Origin of the sequence: Bacillus sp. EKM206B (assembly GCF_011066015.1) — a bacterium.
GTDB classification, from domain to species: Bacteria; Bacillota; Bacilli; order Bacillales; family Bacillaceae; genus Bacillus; species Bacillus velezensis.
The window spans coordinates 63,693-81,360 of sequence record NZ_JAAMNL010000010.1 but is presented as its reverse complement, the minus strand read 5'-3'; the positions used below and the strand labels follow the sequence as shown (position 1 = coordinate 81,360).

The following is a 17,668-nucleotide window of genomic DNA, read 5'->3' as shown; positions in this document are numbered from 1 at the left end:
AATGCTGCCTTTCTCTGATCTATTTATCCAGGCCGAGTTTTTTCAGCTGTTCTGCCAGCGCGTTGTTCATCGGCTCCTCTTTGTTTTGGCTTTTCATATAAGAGTTGATGTCCCGCTTGGATGCGCGTCCGGATTTATCTTTCGCCTTGCGCTTTTCAAAGACGGACAGTTTCTCCCGGTGGCCGCATACACATGCGAAGGTTTGGCCTTCGCCCTGGCCGCGAAGCTCCATTTTCTTATGACAGTTCGGACAGCGGGCGTTTGTTTTTCTTGCCAGCGTTTTCCGGCTGCCGCACTCACGATCCTGACATACGAGCATCGTGCCGCGTTTGCCATTGACTTTAAGCATCATTTTGCCGCAATCAGGGCAGGCGGTGCCTGAAATGTTGTCATGTCTGAAGGTTTGGCTGCTGTTTTTGATTTCCTTCACCGTTTTGCCCGCATATGTTTTCATGTCTTTAATGAACACGGCGGATTTAAGTTTGCCCGCTGCGATGGCGGAGAGCTTTTGCTCCCACTCAGCGGTTAAGGCCGGTGATTTTAAATCTTCCGGGACGAGCTGTAAGAGCTGCTTTCCTTTTGACGTAATGAAAATATCTTTTTCTTTTTTCTCGATCAAGAAACTGTTGAACAGTTTTTCAATGATATCAGCGCGGGTGGCGACTGTTCCGAGTCCGCCGGTTTCACCCAATGTTTTCACAAGGTTCTTCTCTTCTCCCTGCATAAAGGCGCTTGGGTTCTCCATCGCGGATAACAGCGTGCCTTCATTAAAGCGCGCCGGCGGTTTCGTCTGTCCGCTCGTTTCTTTCAGTGATGAGACAGTGAGGCGCTGACCCTGCTGAAGATCCGGGAGCGTCTGGTCTTTGTCTTCCTCATGATCGTCATCATCCTCGTACATATCATACACGGCTTTCCAGCCAGGCGATTGAACCGTTTTCCCTTTTGCGGTAAATGTTTCGCCGCCGATATCGGCTGTGACCTTTGTTTCTTCGTATTCGAACGCCGGCATTAACACGGCGAGAAAACGTTTGGCAATCAGATCGTAAAGCTTTCGTTCTTTGTCGCTGAGACTTGAAAGGATCAGCGGCTCCTCTGTCGGAATGATGGCATGGTGATCCGATACTTTCGCATCATTGACGAATCCTTTATGCGCTTTGACGCCCCGCTTCAGTATTTGATTGACGTACTGGGCGTACGGCTTAACTTCCATGCCGTTTAAACGGTCTTTTAAAGTCGGCACGATGTCTGCGGAAAGGAATCTGGAATCCGTCCGCGGGTAAGTGACAAGCTTATGCTGTTCATACAGCTTTTGAAGAACGGACAGCGTCTCTTTTGCGGAGAAACCGAAGCGCTTATGAGCGTCCCGCTGCAATTCCGTCAAGTCGTAAAGACCGGGAGCGAAGCTTTTCTTCGCCGTTTTTTTCAATTCTGAAATGACTGCCGGCTTTCCTTGCAGGTCTTTTGCCAAACGGCCGGTCACCGTCTGATCGAACGTTCTTGTCTGCTTTGTTTTTTTATCCTGCCATGTCAGCGTCATCTGATCAGCCGCCGCGCGGAGACCGTAATAAGGAACGGGTTTGAACGCTTGAATATCCGCTTCGCGTTTGGCGATCATCGCCAGTGTCGGAGTCTGGACGCGTCCGCATGACAGCTGCGCGTTAAATTTCGTGGTCAGGGCGCGGGTCGCGTTGATGCCGACGATCCAATCCGCTTCCGCTCTGGCAACGGCGGAATGATACAGGTTTTCGTACTCTTTGCCGCTGCGGAGCTTCTGGAATCCTTCTTTAATCGCCTTATCTGTCACAGAGGAAATCCACAGCCGCTTAATCGGTTTGCGGACGTTTGCCTTTTCGATAATCCAGCGGGCCACAAGCTCCCCTTCCCGTCCTGCGTCTGTAGCGATTACGATCTGGCTGACGTCTTTCCGGACAAGCTGAGCTTTGACCGCATTGAACTGTTTTCCTGTTTTTTTAATGACGACGAGCTTTAAAGGCTCCGGAATAATCGGCAGATCCTCAAGCCGCCATGATTGAAATTCTTTGCCGTATCCTTCAGGGTCAGCGAGCGTTACCAGATGCCCGAGCGCCCATGTGACGATGTAGCGGTCGCCTTCAAGATATCCGTTTCCTTTTTTATGACACTTCAGCACGCGGGCCAAGTCCCGGCCGACTGAAGGTTTTTCAGCTAATACAACTGTTTTTGACATGCTTTTCACTTCTCTTTCTTTCACAATCATCCTGTTATTATAACAGACTTCCTCACGCTCTCTCTAATCGAGGACGTTTTTTGTGTCAATTTCTGAGAAAATGACGTGGGTCACGGTTTGGGCATACGGAGAGGTGCGGTTAATGAAGTGTTCGATCGTTTCCAGGCTGTCCGCGTTCATCTTCAGCATATAACACGCCGCGCCGGCGACCCGAAAACAAAATTCAATGTTGGGAATGGATTGAATGTAGGTTTTGAATTGATCGTATTTTCCGTTTTTCACCGTCGCTTCGACAATGCAGGAAACGGGAAGTCCGATCTTTTTTTGATCAATGTCCAATGTATAGCGCTTAATAACACCGAAGGATTCAAGCTGTCTGACACGCTCTGTGACGGACGGGGCTGACAATTTGATTTTTCTGCCAAGCTCCCGCATGGACAGGCGGCTGTCCCGCTGCAGCTCTTTAATGATGCTCAGATCAACATTATCTAGTTTCATGACTGTAGTCCTTCCTTACCCTTTTGGCTATATTATCAAGAGAAATCCGAAAAATGACAAGAACAACAGGCTGAAATCATGCAGGTTTTTTAGGAACAGACGCGAAATGGTCATATTAGGACTGCCCTTTGCTTATAGTATAGAGGAAAAAAGATGTCCGACAGGAGGGAGCTGTATGTTACACACGCCGATCGGCAGACTTCGCACGATGGGGTTTATTGAAGGAATGTCGCTTTTGGTGCTGCTGTTTATCGCGATGCCGCTGAAATATTGGGCTCATCATCCGCTCGCCGTCACCATTGCCGGTTCCATTCACGGCGGTTTGTTTATCATTTATCTGGCGGTGCTGGCGTATGCGGCGTTTACTGTCAAATGGCATGTGAAATGGTCAGCCGCCGGTTTTATCGCGGCCTTTATTCCGTTCGGTAATTTTATTTATGATCGCGGCCTGAGACATTATCAATAAAAAAGCTCCTCTTCTGCAGAGGAGCTTTTTTCATGCGTTACATCCATTTCGTCACCCAGGCGATATAATAAGCGCCGGGGAGGAATACGAGCTGGGCGAGAAGCGTGCCCGCGACCCTTGATGTCACCATCGTCAATGATGTCCATTTTAAGGAGACGTAGCTGCGCTTGCCCTTCGCCACATCGTCTGCCAGTACGGATACTTTCGGGTCAACAAACACAGCCAGCAGCATAGTCGCAACTCCGTTGATTAAGCCTGATGCCATCACGGCGGTCGTGCTGTGCTCAGGCGCCAGAAGGCCGGCGTACAAAGCGGACAGAACACCGATCGTGTAAATAGACGTAATGACCATATTAATGACAAACAAGCGTTTCGGGATCATTCGGAATTGAAGCCCTTTTAAATAGGAAACTGACGGCAGTCTGATATAAGAACGCGCATGCTTCAGCCCGTTCAGTGAAAATCCTTTTTTAAATACCTGCATGACGGAGCCTCCTCCGTCCGCCAAGTGTATAATCGCCCTGGAGAATAACGCGACGAATGTCGGCAAAAGACAGATGCCGAGCATCGTTCCGATCGTGGAGCCGAATATTAAAAATCGAAACTGGGCACCCACAACAGACAGGGCGTTTGATCCGGCGGCATCAATCAGATGTCCGGTAAACGGCTGCTGAACCATGTTTGACATGCGAGACACGATGACCATGACATTAAATAATGACAGTGCGGACGCGATAAATCCGACTCTCGCGCCGGAAAGCCGTGTTGCATAGGCAAGCGTTTCAATCGAATGTATCAGCAGCAGAAAACAGAAGATAAACAGTACTTGTGAAGTAATAACGTGCAATGTATGATTCCTCCAAATCTTTTCTACTGATTAGACTCTGCAGACTGCGGCGAGGTTTCGGCCGTTTACATAAAAAACCGCCCGGATGTCCGGCGCGGTTTTGTCTTATTCTTTTCTTACGCAAATAAATAATATATGGTTGCCCGCCTTAGCCCGCGGGTGATTCGTATTAACAGTTCCGACAGAATCATTCTTCGAAAGTAAACACCATGGAAGTTCTTGAACACAAGACAACGAAAGCCCTACCTCTCAATCGTCACTGCGGCTCCGAAGCCGCGCCGGTGTGAATTGTAAAACAAAAAGTCTTTTTTCCATCTCTTCGTTAGGGGCGAATGTCAGAAGGAAAAGAATAAGCTCAGCTTTTTTTCAAGCTGTCCGTTGAAGCCTGAAGCTTCTATATCAAAACAGAAAAAAGAAGTTTACTTTCTTTTTTATTTGCATGTTGTCACTTAGCAATTAAGTATAACAGATTGCCCCTGAATGATCAAATGATTTATTAAAGTTCCAGCTCGGCCGGCGTTTTTTCACCTGCGTTCATGAGCTTGATCTGCTTCGGTTCAATTTCAAGAATCACCAGGTTCGGATCGTCTTTTCCGTCAAACCAGCGTTCCAGTTTCGGATCCCACAGCTTTTCTTTTAAATCGGCTGAGTTGTTCAGTTTGGCGGTTCCGGCCACTTCCACATAAGCGTCTCCGAATCCTTCACAGTCATACCCTAACAGAATATGAACATTCGGATTGTTTTCAATTTCCTCCGCTTTATGAGTGTCTTTGCTCGTCGGCGTGTAAATCGTTAAGCCATCATGGAAAAATGTCATGTAGCGTGAATGCGGTTTGCCTTGCTCTACCGTCGCAAGCGAACCGACTTTATGATGATCCAGTACTTCAAGCACTTTTTCTTTGATTTCATTTTGATTCATGAAGAATCACTCCTTTTTAACGTCTCCGCTTTTACTTTTCCACATTGGGGAGACATTTAAACCAAGAAATGTGCTCTTCTGCCGATCTTCGCTCCATTCCCGCTTCAGCATGCTGTATTTCACCGCGTCATGATAGGCGCCCTGTACGAAAATGCCTTCTCTCGTCAGTCCTTCTCTCTGAAATCCGAGCCGCTCCGCCACCGCCCTGCTTTTCGTGTTTTTTTCAGCCGCGCTGATCATAATGCGGTTCAGGCCGAGATCCTGAAATGCATGGGTGATGACCGCCCGGCAGCTTGCGGTGATAATGCCGAATCCTTCATGCTCTCGATCCAGCCAGTAGCCGATCTCTGCTTTTTGATTGGCTGTATCGGCATTATGGATGCTGATCATGCCGCAAAACCGGCCCTTCACAAAAATTCCGGCGTCAAACCCATTTTCTTCCGCGTACTTATAGCGCCATTCGGGGATGATCACATCGCGGTACGTATCGATATCAGCCAGTTCTTCCGCCCAGCTGAGCCATTCGCTGAGATGGTTTTGATTTCGCTTCATAACAGAATACAATTCGTCCGTATCTTCTTTGGCAAGCAATCTGATCGTCAGATGTTCCCGGATTTGACAGGAAAACACGATCACACCTTCTTTCCTTTATTAGCCATTATACAGGTAAATTCATTTTTTTCCATACAAAAAAGATGAGGCGTGCAGCCTCATCCTTAAATGCGCGGGTCGGTGAAAATGTCGTGATCATCCGTGCTTGTCGATGACATTTCCGTGACGACCGCCCCTTCTTCTCCCGCTTGAAACCAATGCTTCGTATCCGGCGGAATGGTGTATTGTCCGCCCGGCTCAAGCACAATCTCATGCCATACGGTGTAGTATTCCTTGTCATCTTCCGGCGGGAGGACGCTTGGGTTCTCTGTCTTTTCGCCTTCCACATAGAGATACACCTTCCCCCAGCGGCAGCGGAATGTCTCTTGTTTTCCCTTCTCGCCGCCGACCGGCGGATGGCGGTGTTCCGGACACGTCTGGCGCGGGAAGAGCACCAATTCTTTCGAACAGTAGCGGTCGGTATTCACGTAAATAAACAGCTGAAGCCCGGTTTCCTCAAGCTTGCCTAAGCCGTAATCCATGATTTGAATGTCTTCGACTTCATTACCAGTCAGAACGATTCCCGCTTTTTGATAGTATGCATTCACATCATGTTTCGATATCGTCATGCTTCAGCCCCCTTATGTGTTTACAAATCCGCCGCCGTTGACATGCAGCGTCTGCCCGGTCATATAAGATGATTCATCTGAGGCCAAGAGCACATAGCAGCCGACATGTTCAACAGGCTGGCCTGCCCGGCCCATCGGCGTAGTCTGACCGAAGGAAGCGACTGTTTCTTCTGAGAATGTCGCCGGAATAAGCGGTGTCCAGATCGGCCCCGGCGCCACGGCGTTGACACGGATACCATCGTTGACGAGCGCTTGCGCCATGGATCTCGTAAAACCGTTAATCGCGCCTTTCGTAGCCGTGTAGTCAATCAGCTGCGGATTGCCTGTGTAAGGATTAATGGATGTCGTATTGATGATCGCGCTGCCCGGCTTCATGTAATCAATCGCTTTTTTAGTCAAATAAAATTGTGAGTAAAAGTTTGTTTTAAAGGTTCTGTGAAGCTGCTCGCTTGTGATGTCTTTAATGCTTTCTTTCGGATGCTGTTCCGCGGCGTTATTCACGAGAATATCAAGACGCCCGAATTCTTCAACCGTTTTTTCAACCGCTTCATTGCAAAAGTCTTCCTCACCGACATCGCCGGGGATTAACAGACATTTTACGCCTTCTTCTTCCACTCGTTTTTTTGTATCTTCCGCATCACCGTGTTCATCAAAATAGACGATCGCGACGTTTGCGCCTTCCTTCGCGTAAGCAACCGCTACGGCGCGTCCGATACCGCTGTCGCCCCCTGTGATAAGTGCGGTTTTCCCTTTTAATTTATCAGCGCCTTTATATTCTTTGTATTCATAAACAGGCGCCGGATTCATTTCGCTTTCAATGCCCGGCTGGCGGTTTTGTGATTCCGCCGGGAATTCCTTCGGATAGTTTTCCATGTCAAGTTCCTCCTTCTTGTTCGATCTCATATTTCTTGTCTACCTCGGCAGTCTTCCGGATAAACATGATTGAGACAGTTCAAAACGTTTTCGGAGAAAAATGTTTCACATGGAACGCATGAAAAAAACCCGGCTGGCAGCCGGGTTTTTGTTTTCAATTATGAACGGACCGCTTGTTTGCGGAGCACGTCTTTTCTCACTTTTCCAAGGTTGTTTTTCGGAAGTTCGCTGACGAACTCAATTTCCGGAATTTTAAAGGCGGCAAGACGTTCTTGAAGGAATCGGGTCACTTCTTCTTCTGTCAGGCCTTCTCTGCCGTTTGTCACGATGAACGCTTTCGGCTTTTCACCGTAAAGCGGATCAGGGATACCGACAACCGCCGTTTCGAGAATGCCCGGCACTTGCTGAATGACCTCTTCAATCTGGTCGGGATAAATATTGTCGCCGCCGTAGATGATGACATCTTTGTAACGTCCGGTGATAAAGATAAATCCGTCTTCATCCACATATCCGGAATCGCCGGTATGGAACCAGCCGCCTTTCAGCACTTTTCGTGTCGCTTCTTCGTTACCTTCGTAGCCTTTGAATAAAAACGGACTTGTCACAACGACTTCTCCGATTGAGCCTTGCGGAAGGAATTCACCTGTTTCCGGATCTACAACGCGGACGTCCACTTCTTCCATCGGTTTACCCGCGGAAGCGGCTTTATCCATTCCCATTTGCGGATTCCAAGAGCTGATGCCCCACGCCTCCGTGCTTCCGTATCCGTGCATGAGCGGAATGCCGATATCGAGATACTGCTGGATCAGGCTGCTTGGCACCTTTGTGCCTCCCGTCATCATATAAACGATAGAAGACATGTCAGTCTGATGCGTTTCCCATGCTTTCAGCAGGTATGTGAAATAGACTGGCAGCGCCATGATGGTTTGAATTTTTTCTTTTTCGATGAGCTTCAAGTTTTCCACAGGGTCCTGATTGTCTGTCATAATGAATGTCGTTCCGCTCATCGTGCCGACCATCTGGCAGATAATCGCGCTCGTATGGTAATTCGGATGACATGCTAAGAAGCGGACATGCTGCATTCTCCCCGTGTAAGCCAATGTCGCGTTTACGTAGTTGTATATGCCGCCGTGAGTGATCATGCAGCGTTTCGGATTGCCGGTTGTACCTGAAGTAAACATCAGCAATGCCGTATCGTTTTCAGACACCGTTTCGACATCCGGTGTATCACCGGAGCCTGTCAATAAAGCGTCAAACTCAGGCGTTGTCTCCGCAGCTGTTCCTGTCTCGACCTTCAGTTTAAGAGAAGATACCAGCGCAGGAAGAACTTCTTCCATAATCTCTTTAAATTCAGTGCCGAAAAAGACAGCTTTCGGTTCACAGGCTGCTAAAATGCCTTTCATTTCGTAAGGTGTTAATTGCCAGCTGACCGGCACAACAACCGCGCCGATTTCGAGTGCCGCAAACATGACAATGGATGACGCGTGGCCGTTTTTGCAAAGCATCGCCACTCTGTCGCCTTTTTTTATTCCTTTATCAAGAAGCGCTTGTGCAAGCTGGTTGATTCGTTTTCGATATTCCGCGTAGGTCAGGGTATGCGCACCGCTTTTTACAGCTTCGATCTCTTCGCTATTTGAAATGTCATGCAGAATCAGATGCTGTAATGTCTCCATATTTTCATCTCCCATAATCATAAATCACAAAAAACTCTGTCAGATTTTCTTCCTCACGCAACCCATTTTAAACCAAAAAATATAACTTGTAAAACAATTTTGTTTTAGAACTATTCCATTCGTGAATGATACAATAGTCCCATGTTTTTAGTTTCTTCCCTTCCCCTTACCCTCATACATGCAGAAAAAAACACACCCCATATGAGGTGTGCGCTTTCTGTTTACCGCTGTCCTTTCTCCTGAATGAAATGATAAAACAGCTTATTTAAACGTTTGTATAAATCGGCTTCATCCTCCGTCTGGAAGGCTTTTATACTGTCTTCGGACTCGATGATGGCGGAGCTGACCGCACTTAGTATTTCCGACCCTTCAGCGGGCATATCAGCCGGCGCCATCATCACCAAAGCGCGGCCGACGGTCAGGGAATTTCCGTCCATGCCTTTGACACTGCATGGAGCCGTCAAATCATAAATTTTGAAAAAAGGCGTGACAATTTCTTCATTTTTGAGATGGTACAGCGCCATCGCCGTTCCCGGAATGCCGAGTCCGCCCTGTCGTTCACGCTCTGCAAGGCGCTGTGCGGTTTGTTTGGCATTACGGACAAATCCTTCTTGCTCAAGCATGGCAAACAAACGATTCAAAAACAGATCGTACGCCGTGTTTGACTCAATGGATTTGACCGAAAAGTTCCGCAGCACGCTTTGGATAACCGCCGCATAATGTGCCATACGGCCGGCCGCTTCCAGCATATCAGGCGTCTCCGGCTGCTTCTCTTCTCTTTTACCGTTTCTTTTTTTGTCAAGAATCAGCGGAATTTTTCTTTTGATGTACTGCTTGACCTGATCAGCGTCTTCTTCGTTTAAAAGCGGACTGACCATGACGTAATCTATGTGTCTATACGGGATCGGAACGGTGGATACGATCATGTCATACGCGGTGATGTCTCGGTCCTTCAGTTCGATGAGGGAAGACATATCAAAGGAACGGATTTCCGGAAGCTCCTTTTTCAGCCTGGATGCGAGCATTTTGGACGACCCGATGCCGCTGGAACAGACGATCAGCGCTTTGATCTTCGCTTCTTCCCGTTTGATTTCCAGAGCGGAGCCGAAGTGAAGAACGATGAAAGCGATCTCATCATCAGAGAAAAGAAGCCCCGGAAAGAATTTTTCCATTCCTTCTTCTACGGCCATGTACAGCAGAAAGTAGTCGCGTTTAATTTGCTCGGTCATCGGGTTGTACATGTCGATATTTTCTTTTACCCGGTTGATCGCAGGCTCCAGATGGGCGATTAAACCGTCGTATAAAGAACCGTTTTCCGTCAGATCAATTTTGATTTTTTCAGAAATGAATCCGATCAGCTGCTTCGTTTGCAAGGCCGTTTCAACTTCAATGTTTTCCGGTTTGAATTCCGTTTTGTATTGGCGGTTGGCGCTCCGCAAATGAATGGTGATATAACCGATCTCAGCTTCCGGAATTGAAACGCCGAACGCTTTTTCAAGCTCTTTTGCCATTTCCAGCGCAGAGCCGTACTCCTTCGTCTGCTGCAGCGCTTTTAGTTCCGAAGCCTCCATCGTGATGGTTTCTCCGAGTCTGATCCGGTCCATTGCAAAGGTTAAATGAACCGCAAGCGCCATGTATGAGCTGTCAGATAAGGCGATCGCGATTTTTTCCTTGAGCTGAATCAAGAGCCGGTCCATTTTCAAAAGTTCCGCTTTATTTACGACGCCGAACATTTTTTCAGCATCGTCCGGTTTTCCTTTAATATTGAATTCAACCGCTTCCAAAAAGCTCTGAATATCAAGCCGGTTGACGATGAGATTGCCGACGATTTTCCGTTTCGCATTTTCCGGCCCCGTCAGCTGAATGCCGAAGCCCCTTTTTCGGATCAGCGTCAAGCCGAAGGGCGCAATCCAGGTCTCCAGCTCATCCAGGTCATAGCTGATCGTCGCGTTTGTCACTTGCAGTTCGTTCGCCAGACTGTAGAGCTTGATCGGCTCTTGCGACTCTAATAGTGAACATAGAATTAAAAGTTTCCGCTCCTCAGCGCTGTATTCATGCTGTTCATAGGACAGGTCTGACAGGAGTTTTTGTTTGTCCTCCGGGTTTCCTACCGCTTTCAGTCCTTTGCCGGGCTGTTTATCAAGTGCCAGACCGAATGATTCCATCATCGGTTTGATTGTTTTTAACTCGCGGTGAACGGTTCTTGTGCTGACTTGTAAAGCTTCTGCCAGTTCATGCACTGTCTCGTAACGGTTCTGCAGTAATAGATGTTTCATTAATTTTTGTTCTCTCGCTGTCATATACATGAAACGCGCCTCCAGATTTTCTAGTTGTGAGAAGTATGGCATATGGGGAGTGCTGCCGGGGAAAGTGGTGTAAATTATAATATAAAACGCTTTCAATGATTATTCAACCATTTTCAAATGGCAATTTGGCACTGGGCCGTGTGACAGTATTGAAAAAGAAAAATGTGTCAGATAATATGCCATGACGCTTGTTACTCTTGATCCGCACGGCTATACTTCAAAGTGACCTTACTTGTTTTTAGACATTGCACACCACATAAACAAACGCCCGGAAGATACCTTCCGGGCGTTTGTTCTGTTTATGGAATATCGCAGCCTTGGACACCGGTATAAATCCTGAACCACTGATCATGGCTGAGTTTGTATGCGGATGCACGCACCGCGGCGGAAATGCGGTTCTCTTTTCCGCTGCCGACAATCGGCATGATGTCTGCCGGGTGGGTGAACAGCCATGCGTACATGACTTCGTCAATGGAAGCGGCGCCGATTTCTTCCTGTACGGAACGAAGCGCGGCACGGATTCGGAGGTCCTTATCTGATTGTCCTGTAAAGACGCTCCCGCCCGCAAGCGGTGACCACGCCATCGGCGGAATGCGTTTTTCCTGACAGAAATCCAGCGTGCCGTCATGAATATTTTGCAGCTCGTACGCCGATATTTCAATTTGGTTTGTGATGAGCGGATCATCCAAATAGGATTCGAGCATTCTGTACTGGTGCGCTTTAAAGTTCGATACCCCGAAATATCTGACCTTGCCCGAGCTTTTCAGCGCGTGAAACGCTTCAGCCACAGCCTCCGGGTCCATAAGAGGGTCCGGTCTGTGAATGAGCAGCACATCCAGATAATCCGTATTCAGATTCAAAAGCGACTGCTCCGCCGACGCTAAGATGTGAGACTTCGACGTATTATAATGATGCGACTTGTTTCCGGGCCGCTCCGGTGATTCAATGACAATCCCGCATTTTGTGACGATTTCGATTCGCTCCCTTATTGAAGGCGAAAGGGACAAAGCGCCGCCGAACAGCTTTTCACACGTATAACCGCCGTATATATCGGCATGGTCGAAGGTGGTGATGCCTTGGCTGATACACCATTCAATCAGATTCAGCAGCTCTCCGTCTGAAACATTCCATTCGTTCAGACGCCAAAGCCCGTGTATCACTCTTGAAAATTCCAGGTCTTCAGCCAATTGAATGCGCTGCATGTGAAATCCCCCTTTTTCTTAGAGCCTCTTGTATCTCTGTTTTCAGGAATTGCCCATGCTGTTTCATTCTGCTTCGGCGGCCGATTTTCCTTTCAGCCCGCAAAAATCGTCATTTAATGATTCTGAAACTGCTTTTTCGCTTTTTCAACGACGTAATGGCTTCCGCCGCGTTTTTTGACGTCTTGAATCATCATCGCGATCAAGAGGTCTTTCTTTTTATAATCGTAACCGACAAACCAGCCGTTTTCTTTGCCGTCTTTATCTTCTTTAGACGTTTTCAGCTCGGCTGTGCCGGTTTTTCCTGCTACGGTAATGCCGCTTACGGCCGGCTGATATGCAGAGCCGCGCGGATCTTCAACGACGCCTCTCAGCCCTTTTGTGATTTCTTCGGCATTGGCTTTCGACACCACTTGCTTATGCCAGATTTGCGGTGTTTTTTCTCCGTCTTTGATCAATGTCGGTTTGACGAGATTTCCGTCTGTTACAAATGCGGTATAGTCAGCCGCTAAGTGCAGCGGAGACATCAGCATCTGCCCCTGGCCGTAGCCCGTATCTCCGAGAAGGATCTCGGAATCAAGCTTGCCGTTAGCGATTGAGGACTTTTCAATCGGAAATTGGTACGGAATCTCTTCATCAAAGCCAAATGTTTTTAATCCTTTTGTAAACGCGTCCGCTCCGGCATCTATGGCATTTTGCGCAAAGTAGATGTTGTCCGATGTGATCAGCGCGTTTTCGAGATCCACTTCATTCAGGCGCTCTGATACGCGTGTGACATGGTAACCGCCCCAGCTCGAATCTTTCTGCCACTCTTTTCCGGTGATTTTTTTCTTTTCCGACGCTTTCAATGTGCCGTTTGTCAGGCCGACTGCCGCGGCAATCGGTTTAATCGTTGATCCCGGCGCATAAAGTTTGTTGAATTTCGCTGAAAACGGATTGTTTTTATCTTCATTCAGCTTTTTCCACTCTTTTCCGCTCCAGCCGAAAAGAAAGCCGTTCGGGTCATAAGACGGTGCGCTGACGAGCGCGAGGGTCTCTCCCGTTTGCGGTTCGAGGGCGACTGCCGCTCCGCTGTCGTCTTTCATAGAATCATACAGCTTCGTCTGCGTTTTCATGTCAATCGTTACATGAATATCCTGCCCGCTTTCGGCTTTCTTTTCAGCAATGACCTCACCTGTTTGCGGGACGTAAATTTTCCAGCCGGTCGTGCCGCGCAGCTTGTCTTCATATACATTCTCAAGGCCGGCGATGCCGATTTTGGAAGTATCGCTGTATTGGCCGTCTTTCGCTTTTTTCAGCTGCTCCGCTGTGATGGTTTTAATATAGCCGGTCAGATGGGCCGCTTTTTCGCCGTACGGATAGTAGCGGGAGCTGACTTTCGTTTTCGTCACGCCGTCTAGTGCGAGCAGGCTTTTGACCTTGCTTTCATCATCCGGTCTGATTTTTTGAATCGGGACATAGGAGTCGTCTTTTACCCAGCCCTGGTTCAGTTTGCTTTTGATATCGTCTTCAGAAAGGTCCAGTTTTTCAGACAGTTTTTTGATCACGCTGTCTTTATCCTTGCCGAGTTTTCCAGGGATAATGCCGATTTCCGGCACCTCGGTATTCACGGCGAGACCTTTTCCGTCTTTGTCGTAAATTTGTCCGCGCTTCGGTTCCTCATTTGCGATCTGCACGGTTTTGTCATCGGAAAGCTGTTTGAAAATAAAAGAAGGATTCCAGTCAATGTTCCATGATTCGCCATCGTCTGTTTTCTCTTTTTTCAGGACGGCCGTGTTTTCAAAAGCGACCTTCCCTGCTTTTGTATCCATGCTGACTTTATAATCGATGTGCTGGAGGTCATCTTTTTTCTTATCGTCTTCGTCCTGTTTTTCGGCAGTGACTTTCAGATTTTTGACCCCTGCTTGTTCATAAATGGTTTCATATCGTTTTACAAAATCCTTTTTGGATCGTTTTTTCTTTTCATCTTGGGTGAGGCTTTGGTACATCTTATCGTAATGACCGCCGTTCCAGTCTTTTACGAAATCTTTCATTCTGTCTTCGGCCGATTCCGTTTTCGAGCAGCCGATCAAACCTATGATTCCTGCGAGTAAAAGTAATAGGTATAACCCTTTTTTCACTGTCTATTCCCCTGCCTTCCAACTGTTATTTTCTCCTAAACCAAATCAGGCTGGCAAGGATTTTTTTCTCATAGCGTTTAAAATTTTTTTGTTTTTCCGGCCGTCACGGCCCATATTCTTATACAATGTATCTATTAAAAAAAGGAGGAATTTCAGATGATCAGAGAAGCAGCCATGCTGTATGTAAAAGAAGGCCTTGAGGGGGAATTCGAAGAGGCATTCCGCCGGGCGGAGCCGATTATCGCGGGCATGAAAGGTTATCTGTCCCATTCCTTGTCCAAATGTATGGAAAAGACGCATAAATATTTGCTGCTTGTGGAATGGGAGACATTAGAAGATCATACAAAAGGCTTTCGCGGATCGCCGGAATATCAGGAGTGGAAAGCCTTACTGCACCGTTTTTATTCACCATTTCCTGTTGTGGAGCATTTTCAGGATCTATCAGACTCAGATCGCGTGAAGCGTAAAACCGATTAAGGAGATTGACCATACAAAAACGGCGGTATAGATATTGAATTTCCCGGAGCCGTCGTTTTCTTTCCGTTTTTCCTCCAGCCCCTGAATGAACATGACCGCACCGAGAAACACGAGCATAACCGGCTGTATGACAGAGGTATGTTCCGCATACGTAAATGCGGCGGCCGCAAGTATAATAATCAGCATCGCGAGTGACAGTTTTAAGGCGCGCAGCAAAGCAATCCATCCTTTCTGTTATCATTTTTTGAACACAATTCTATTTCTGTCTTTATCCCCCATTATTCTAGCGTACTTTTTGCGCGGATAGAACGAAAGTCGGACAATTTTAAGTTTGTTTTAAGGAGCACGAAAAGCGCGCTCCCCATGAAAAGGAGCGCGCGGTTTATGAGCGGGCGAGGCTTCCGTATCCGAGCCCCCGCAGGACGCATGCCATGACTTCATACCCCTTGCTGTTGGGGTGTACGCGGTCATGAGAAAGATATTCATTCATTTTTCCTTTGAAAGCGCTGTGGACGTCGGCAATTTTGACGTGCGGCGCCGATGCGAGTGTGCTGAGGTGCGCATTATAAGAGGATATCCATTTTTCTGCAATGGAGATGCCCGGGAAAGGATTGTATAAGTTGAAGACGCGGATCTCATAAGGAGACGGGTGCGGCCCTTTTAAGGCAGCGATCTTGTCTATCATCTTTTCAAAGTTCTCATGGCAGTGACTGGACACGCTGGTGAATACCGAAGCATCCGATGTTTGCTGATATGCCTGAACCGAATCAATCAAATCGTTTCCGCAGCCTGTAATCGTAATCATATCAGCAGCCTGAATCCGCCTCTGAATGTACGGCAAGGACATAAGCCCGAGAATTTCTCCCGTCTCAAGGCCTGATTTGGCAAAGATGGATACGTCGGTTCTTGTCTGTAAATCTTCTGCCATCATGCGCCCGAACCGCTGGACAAAACCGGCGGAAAACGGCCCGGATCCCCTCCCCGTCGTCAAAGAATCCCCCAGCGCCGTATAAACAAGTCCCATTTACTTTCCTCCACTCGTTACTATCGATATTGTAATGTACGCGAGTGAAGAAAAATTGGCTCGGTCAATAACCTAATTTCTCAGAAATATGCTGTGCGGCGTTTTTGACCTTTTCGGTTAAATACGGCAGCCTGTCCTCTGAAAACCGGGCTTCGAAGCCGGCGATGCTGATTCCGGCAGCCACCTTACCTTCGTGATTGAAAATCGGCGCCCCGATCGCCGCCGTATAATCTTCTAATTCCGAATAGCTGATCGTATAACCTGATTGCAAGGATCTTTCAATGGAGTGAAGCAGTTCAGCCCGATCCGTCATCGTGCCTGAGGCGATTGCGGCAAGCTTTGTCTTCTGAATGTATGTGTCAATCTCCTCTTCCGGCAGAAACGATAAAATGCTTCTGGCGCACGCTCCCGCGTACAGCGGCGACCGGCGGCCGATCGCCGTATACAGGCGGACGGTTTGGGTGCCTTCAATTTTTTCGACGTAAATGGCTTCATCCCCGTCCCTCATGATCAGCTGAACGGCCTCATCCACTTCGCCGCACAGCTCTTCCATAATCGGTTTGGCTATTTTCCTGATATCCAGACGTTCAGAGACGAGCTGGCCGAATTGTAAAAAGATCAGGCCAAGCTGATAACGGCCGTCCGCTGCCCGGGTGAGAAACCCCGTTTCCTCCAGTGAGCTTGCCATCCGGTGAACCGAGGTCTTCGGCATTTCCGATAGAGAAACCAGCTCATTTAGGCTCAGGCTCGGTTCAGTCAGAAACAAATGAAGCAGTTCCATTGATTTGATGACGGTCTTGTTTTTGTTTTCCATGGTCTTTAGCCCCTTTGTCAGATCAGCCATTCCATTTTGAGCCTTGCTTTCAGCTCCTTCAGCTGCTGTTCCTTCTCTAAAAGCAGCATTTCCGCTTCCTCCAGCGAAACGGCCTGGAACGTGATATGTTCCCCCGGCATCGTTTGGGCGACGAGAGGAAGATCAGCGGATATGATATGCGCCATCCGCGGATAGCCCCCCGTCGTCTGTCTGTCAGCCAGCAGAATAATCGGATTGCCGTCCGGCGGCACCTGCACTGTTCCGAACGTCACGGCCTCAGATACCATCTCCAGCGGCTCCCGCAATTCAAGCGGAGCGCCCTTCAGCCGGTAGCCCATTCGGTCGGATTGAGGTGTGACCGTATATGACTCTTGATAAAAACGCAATTTTGCTTCTTCTGTAAAAGCGTGAAATTGAGCGCCTTCAAGCACTCGTATGACCGGATTTTTTTTCAGCGGCAGAAATCCTCTGCTGCTGACAGACCAATCAGGCGCTGAGAAACCATGCTGTCCGAAAGAATCGCTCAGACGGTACGCGATTGATTCCGAACATGGCGTCATACGGCCGAGCGGCAGCTCATCATCTTTTTGCAGCGCTCTTCCGCAAAAACCGCCGATCCCCGCTCTGACATACGTGCTTTTGCTTTCCATGACGGCGGGCACGTCAAATCCCCCCGCGACGGCGAGATAAGCGCGGCTCCCCATCTTGCACGGCCCGAATGAGACGACGCTGTTTTCCTTTATCAAAACCGGTTTCCACAGAGGGGCGGGCTCCCCATTAATATGAAGGGCAAAATCAGCTCCCGTGACGGCAATAACCGCAGGTTCTGAAAATTCAAAGGAAGGCCCGGGCCCCATGAGCGTAATTTCCAGTCCCGCCTCTTTTTCTTGATTTCCGGCAAGAAGATTGGCGATGCGCAGTGAGATCGTATCCATTGCGCCGCTTCCCAGCACACCGTATTTCTGATATCCCGTCCGCCCCGTGTCCTGAACCGTCGTCAAGAGACCGGGCTTTACCACTTTCATA

17 protein-coding genes are annotated in these 17,668 nt (G+C 48.3%); 2 read left to right on the top strand and 15 right to left on the bottom strand.

Annotated elements, in window-relative coordinates:
• Positions 1 to 19 precede the first annotated feature (19 nt).
• Both G9F50_RS16690 and lrpC read right to left on the bottom strand, forming a co-directional pair.
• Entirely contained in the window at positions 20 to 2,206 is a 2,187-nt protein-coding gene (locus G9F50_RS16690; RefSeq protein ID WP_003156261.1) for a DNA topoisomerase III, read from the bottom strand.
• Between the two features lie 63 nt (positions 2,207 to 2,269).
• The gene (lrpC, locus tag G9F50_RS16685; protein WP_007410180.1) at positions 2,270 to 2,704 is read right to left on the bottom strand and encodes a transcriptional regulator LrpC; all 435 of its coding nucleotides are present in this window, start codon (positions 2,702 to 2,704) and stop codon (positions 2,270 to 2,272) included.
• A gap of 175 nt (positions 2,705 to 2,879) precedes the next feature.
• Between lrpC and G9F50_RS16680 the strand changes: the two genes are divergently transcribed.
• A complete protein-coding gene (locus G9F50_RS16680) occupies positions 2,880 to 3,170 on the top strand; it encodes a DUF3817 domain-containing protein (protein ID WP_007410179.1) in 291 nt (96 codons plus the stop codon).
• A 37-nt stretch (positions 3,171 to 3,207) separates the two neighbouring features.
• Here the strand turns inward: G9F50_RS16680 and G9F50_RS16675 are convergent, their stop codons facing one another.
• The 9 genes from G9F50_RS16675 to G9F50_RS16635 all read right to left on the bottom strand — a co-directional run bounded on the left by G9F50_RS16675 (position 3,208) and on the right by G9F50_RS16635 (position 14,327).
• Positions 3,208 to 4,017, bottom strand: coding sequence for a lipid II flippase Amj (locus G9F50_RS16675; protein ID WP_060563099.1), 810 nt, complete (start codon positions 4,015 to 4,017; stop codon positions 3,208 to 3,210).
• Between the two features lie 496 nt (positions 4,018 to 4,513).
• On the bottom strand, positions 4,514 to 4,936 hold the full coding sequence (locus G9F50_RS16670) for a pyridoxamine 5'-phosphate oxidase family protein (protein ID WP_003156270.1): 423 nt from the start codon (positions 4,934 to 4,936) through the stop codon (positions 4,514 to 4,516).
• Positions 4,937 to 4,942: 6 nt separating this feature from the next.
• Positions 4,943 to 5,566, bottom strand: a complete 624-nt coding sequence (locus tag G9F50_RS16665) for a GNAT family N-acetyltransferase (protein ID WP_060563098.1) — start codon at positions 5,564 to 5,566, stop codon at positions 4,943 to 4,945.
• An 86-nt stretch (positions 5,567 to 5,652) separates the two neighbouring features.
• On the bottom strand, positions 5,653 to 6,156 hold the full coding sequence (locus G9F50_RS16660) for a D-lyxose/D-mannose family sugar isomerase (protein ID WP_060563097.1): 504 nt from the start codon (positions 6,154 to 6,156) through the stop codon (positions 5,653 to 5,655).
• A gap of 12 nt (positions 6,157 to 6,168) precedes the next feature.
• Entirely contained in the window at positions 6,169 to 7,029 is an 861-nt protein-coding gene (locus G9F50_RS16655; RefSeq protein ID WP_060563096.1) for an SDR family oxidoreductase, read from the bottom strand.
• Between the two features lie 158 nt (positions 7,030 to 7,187).
• Positions 7,188 to 8,702 carry a class I adenylate-forming enzyme family protein gene (locus tag G9F50_RS16650; RefSeq protein WP_060563182.1) on the bottom strand — a complete coding sequence of 505 codons (1,515 nt, stop codon included), beginning with the start codon at positions 8,700 to 8,702 and terminating at the stop codon, positions 7,188 to 7,190.
• A 221-nt stretch (positions 8,703 to 8,923) separates the two neighbouring features.
• On the bottom strand, positions 8,924 to 11,008 hold the full coding sequence (locus tag G9F50_RS16645; RefSeq protein ID WP_060563095.1) for a BglG family transcription antiterminator: 2,085 nt from the start codon (positions 11,006 to 11,008) through the stop codon (positions 8,924 to 8,926).
• A 299-nt stretch (positions 11,009 to 11,307) separates the two neighbouring features.
• A complete protein-coding gene (locus G9F50_RS16640; protein ID WP_017419253.1) occupies positions 11,308 to 12,210 on the bottom strand; it encodes an aldo/keto reductase in 903 nt (300 codons plus the stop codon).
• 113 nt (positions 12,211 to 12,323) lie between these two features.
• Entirely contained in the window at positions 12,324 to 14,327 is a 2,004-nt protein-coding gene (locus G9F50_RS16635; protein ID WP_060563094.1) for a penicillin-binding transpeptidase domain-containing protein, read from the bottom strand.
• A 156-nt stretch (positions 14,328 to 14,483) separates the two neighbouring features.
• On the opposite strand from G9F50_RS16635, the gene G9F50_RS16630 reads away from it, so the two are divergent.
• On the top strand, positions 14,484 to 14,804 hold the full coding sequence (locus G9F50_RS16630) for an antibiotic biosynthesis monooxygenase family protein (RefSeq protein WP_003156282.1): 321 nt from the start codon (positions 14,484 to 14,486) through the stop codon (positions 14,802 to 14,804).
• Here the strand turns inward: G9F50_RS16630 and G9F50_RS16625 are convergent.
• The 4 genes from G9F50_RS16625 to G9F50_RS16610 form a co-directional block, all read right to left on the bottom strand.
• Entirely contained in the window at positions 14,775 to 14,990 is a 216-nt protein-coding gene (locus tag G9F50_RS16625) for a YczI family protein (RefSeq protein ID WP_369719110.1), read from the bottom strand. The two genes, G9F50_RS16630 and G9F50_RS16625, sit on opposite strands and share 30 nt — an antisense overlap.
• A gap of 196 nt (positions 14,991 to 15,186) precedes the next feature.
• On the bottom strand, positions 15,187 to 15,828 hold the full coding sequence (lipC, locus tag G9F50_RS16620) for a spore germination lipase LipC (RefSeq protein WP_060563093.1): 642 nt from the start codon (positions 15,826 to 15,828) through the stop codon (positions 15,187 to 15,189).
• 64 nt (positions 15,829 to 15,892) lie between these two features.
• Positions 15,893 to 16,642, bottom strand: a complete 750-nt coding sequence (locus G9F50_RS16615; protein WP_060563092.1) for an IclR family transcriptional regulator — start codon at positions 16,640 to 16,642, stop codon at positions 15,893 to 15,895.
• Positions 16,643 to 16,659: 17 nt separating this feature from the next.
• Positions 16,660 to 17,667 carry a 5-oxoprolinase subunit C family protein gene (locus G9F50_RS16610; RefSeq protein WP_101536311.1) on the bottom strand — a complete coding sequence of 336 codons (1,008 nt, stop codon included), beginning with the start codon at positions 17,665 to 17,667 and terminating at the stop codon, positions 16,660 to 16,662.
• Between the last annotated feature and the right edge of the window lies 1 nt (position 17,668).

Excerpts from the sequence above, each read along its gene's own strand:
- G9F50_RS16645 (WP_060563095.1), bottom strand. The coding sequence starts at position 11,008 with ATGTATATGACAGCGAGAGAACAAAAATTAATGAAACATCTATTACTG.
- lipC (WP_060563093.1), bottom strand. The coding sequence starts at position 15,828 with ATGGGACTTGTTTATACGGCGCTGGGGGATTCTTTGACGACGGGGAGG.
- G9F50_RS16690 (WP_003156261.1), bottom strand. The coding sequence starts at position 2,206 with ATGTCAAAAACAGTTGTATTAGCTGAAAAACCTTCAGTCGGCCGGGAC.
- G9F50_RS16630 (WP_003156282.1), top strand. The coding sequence starts at position 14,484 with ATGATCAGAGAAGCAGCCATGCTGTATGTAAAAGAAGGCCTTGAGGGG.
- G9F50_RS16660 (WP_060563097.1), bottom strand. The coding sequence starts at position 6,156 with ATGACGATATCGAAACATGATGTGAATGCATACTATCAAAAAGCGGGA.
- G9F50_RS16655 (WP_060563096.1), bottom strand. The coding sequence starts at position 7,029 with ATGGAAAACTATCCGAAGGAATTCCCGGCGGAATCACAAAACCGCCAG.
- lrpC (WP_007410180.1), bottom strand. The coding sequence starts at position 2,704 with ATGAAACTAGATAATGTTGATCTGAGCATCATTAAAGAGCTGCAGCGG.
- G9F50_RS16610 (WP_101536311.1), bottom strand. The coding sequence starts at position 17,667 with ATGAAAGTGGTAAAGCCCGGTCTCTTGACGACGGTTCAGGACACGGGG.
- G9F50_RS16615 (WP_060563092.1), bottom strand. The coding sequence starts at position 16,642 with ATGGAAAACAAAAACAAGACCGTCATCAAATCAATGGAACTGCTTCAT.
- G9F50_RS16625 (WP_369719110.1), bottom strand. The coding sequence starts at position 14,990 with ATGCTGATTATTATACTTGCGGCCGCCGCATTTACGTATGCGGAACAT.
- G9F50_RS16650 (WP_060563182.1), bottom strand. The coding sequence starts at position 8,702 with ATGGAGACATTACAGCATCTGATTCTGCATGACATTTCAAATAGCGAA.
- G9F50_RS16640 (WP_017419253.1), bottom strand. The coding sequence starts at position 12,210 with ATGCAGCGCATTCAATTGGCTGAAGACCTGGAATTTTCAAGAGTGATA.
- G9F50_RS16680 (WP_007410179.1), top strand. The coding sequence starts at position 2,880 with ATGTTACACACGCCGATCGGCAGACTTCGCACGATGGGGTTTATTGAA.
- G9F50_RS16670 (WP_003156270.1), bottom strand. The coding sequence starts at position 4,936 with ATGAATCAAAATGAAATCAAAGAAAAAGTGCTTGAAGTACTGGATCAT.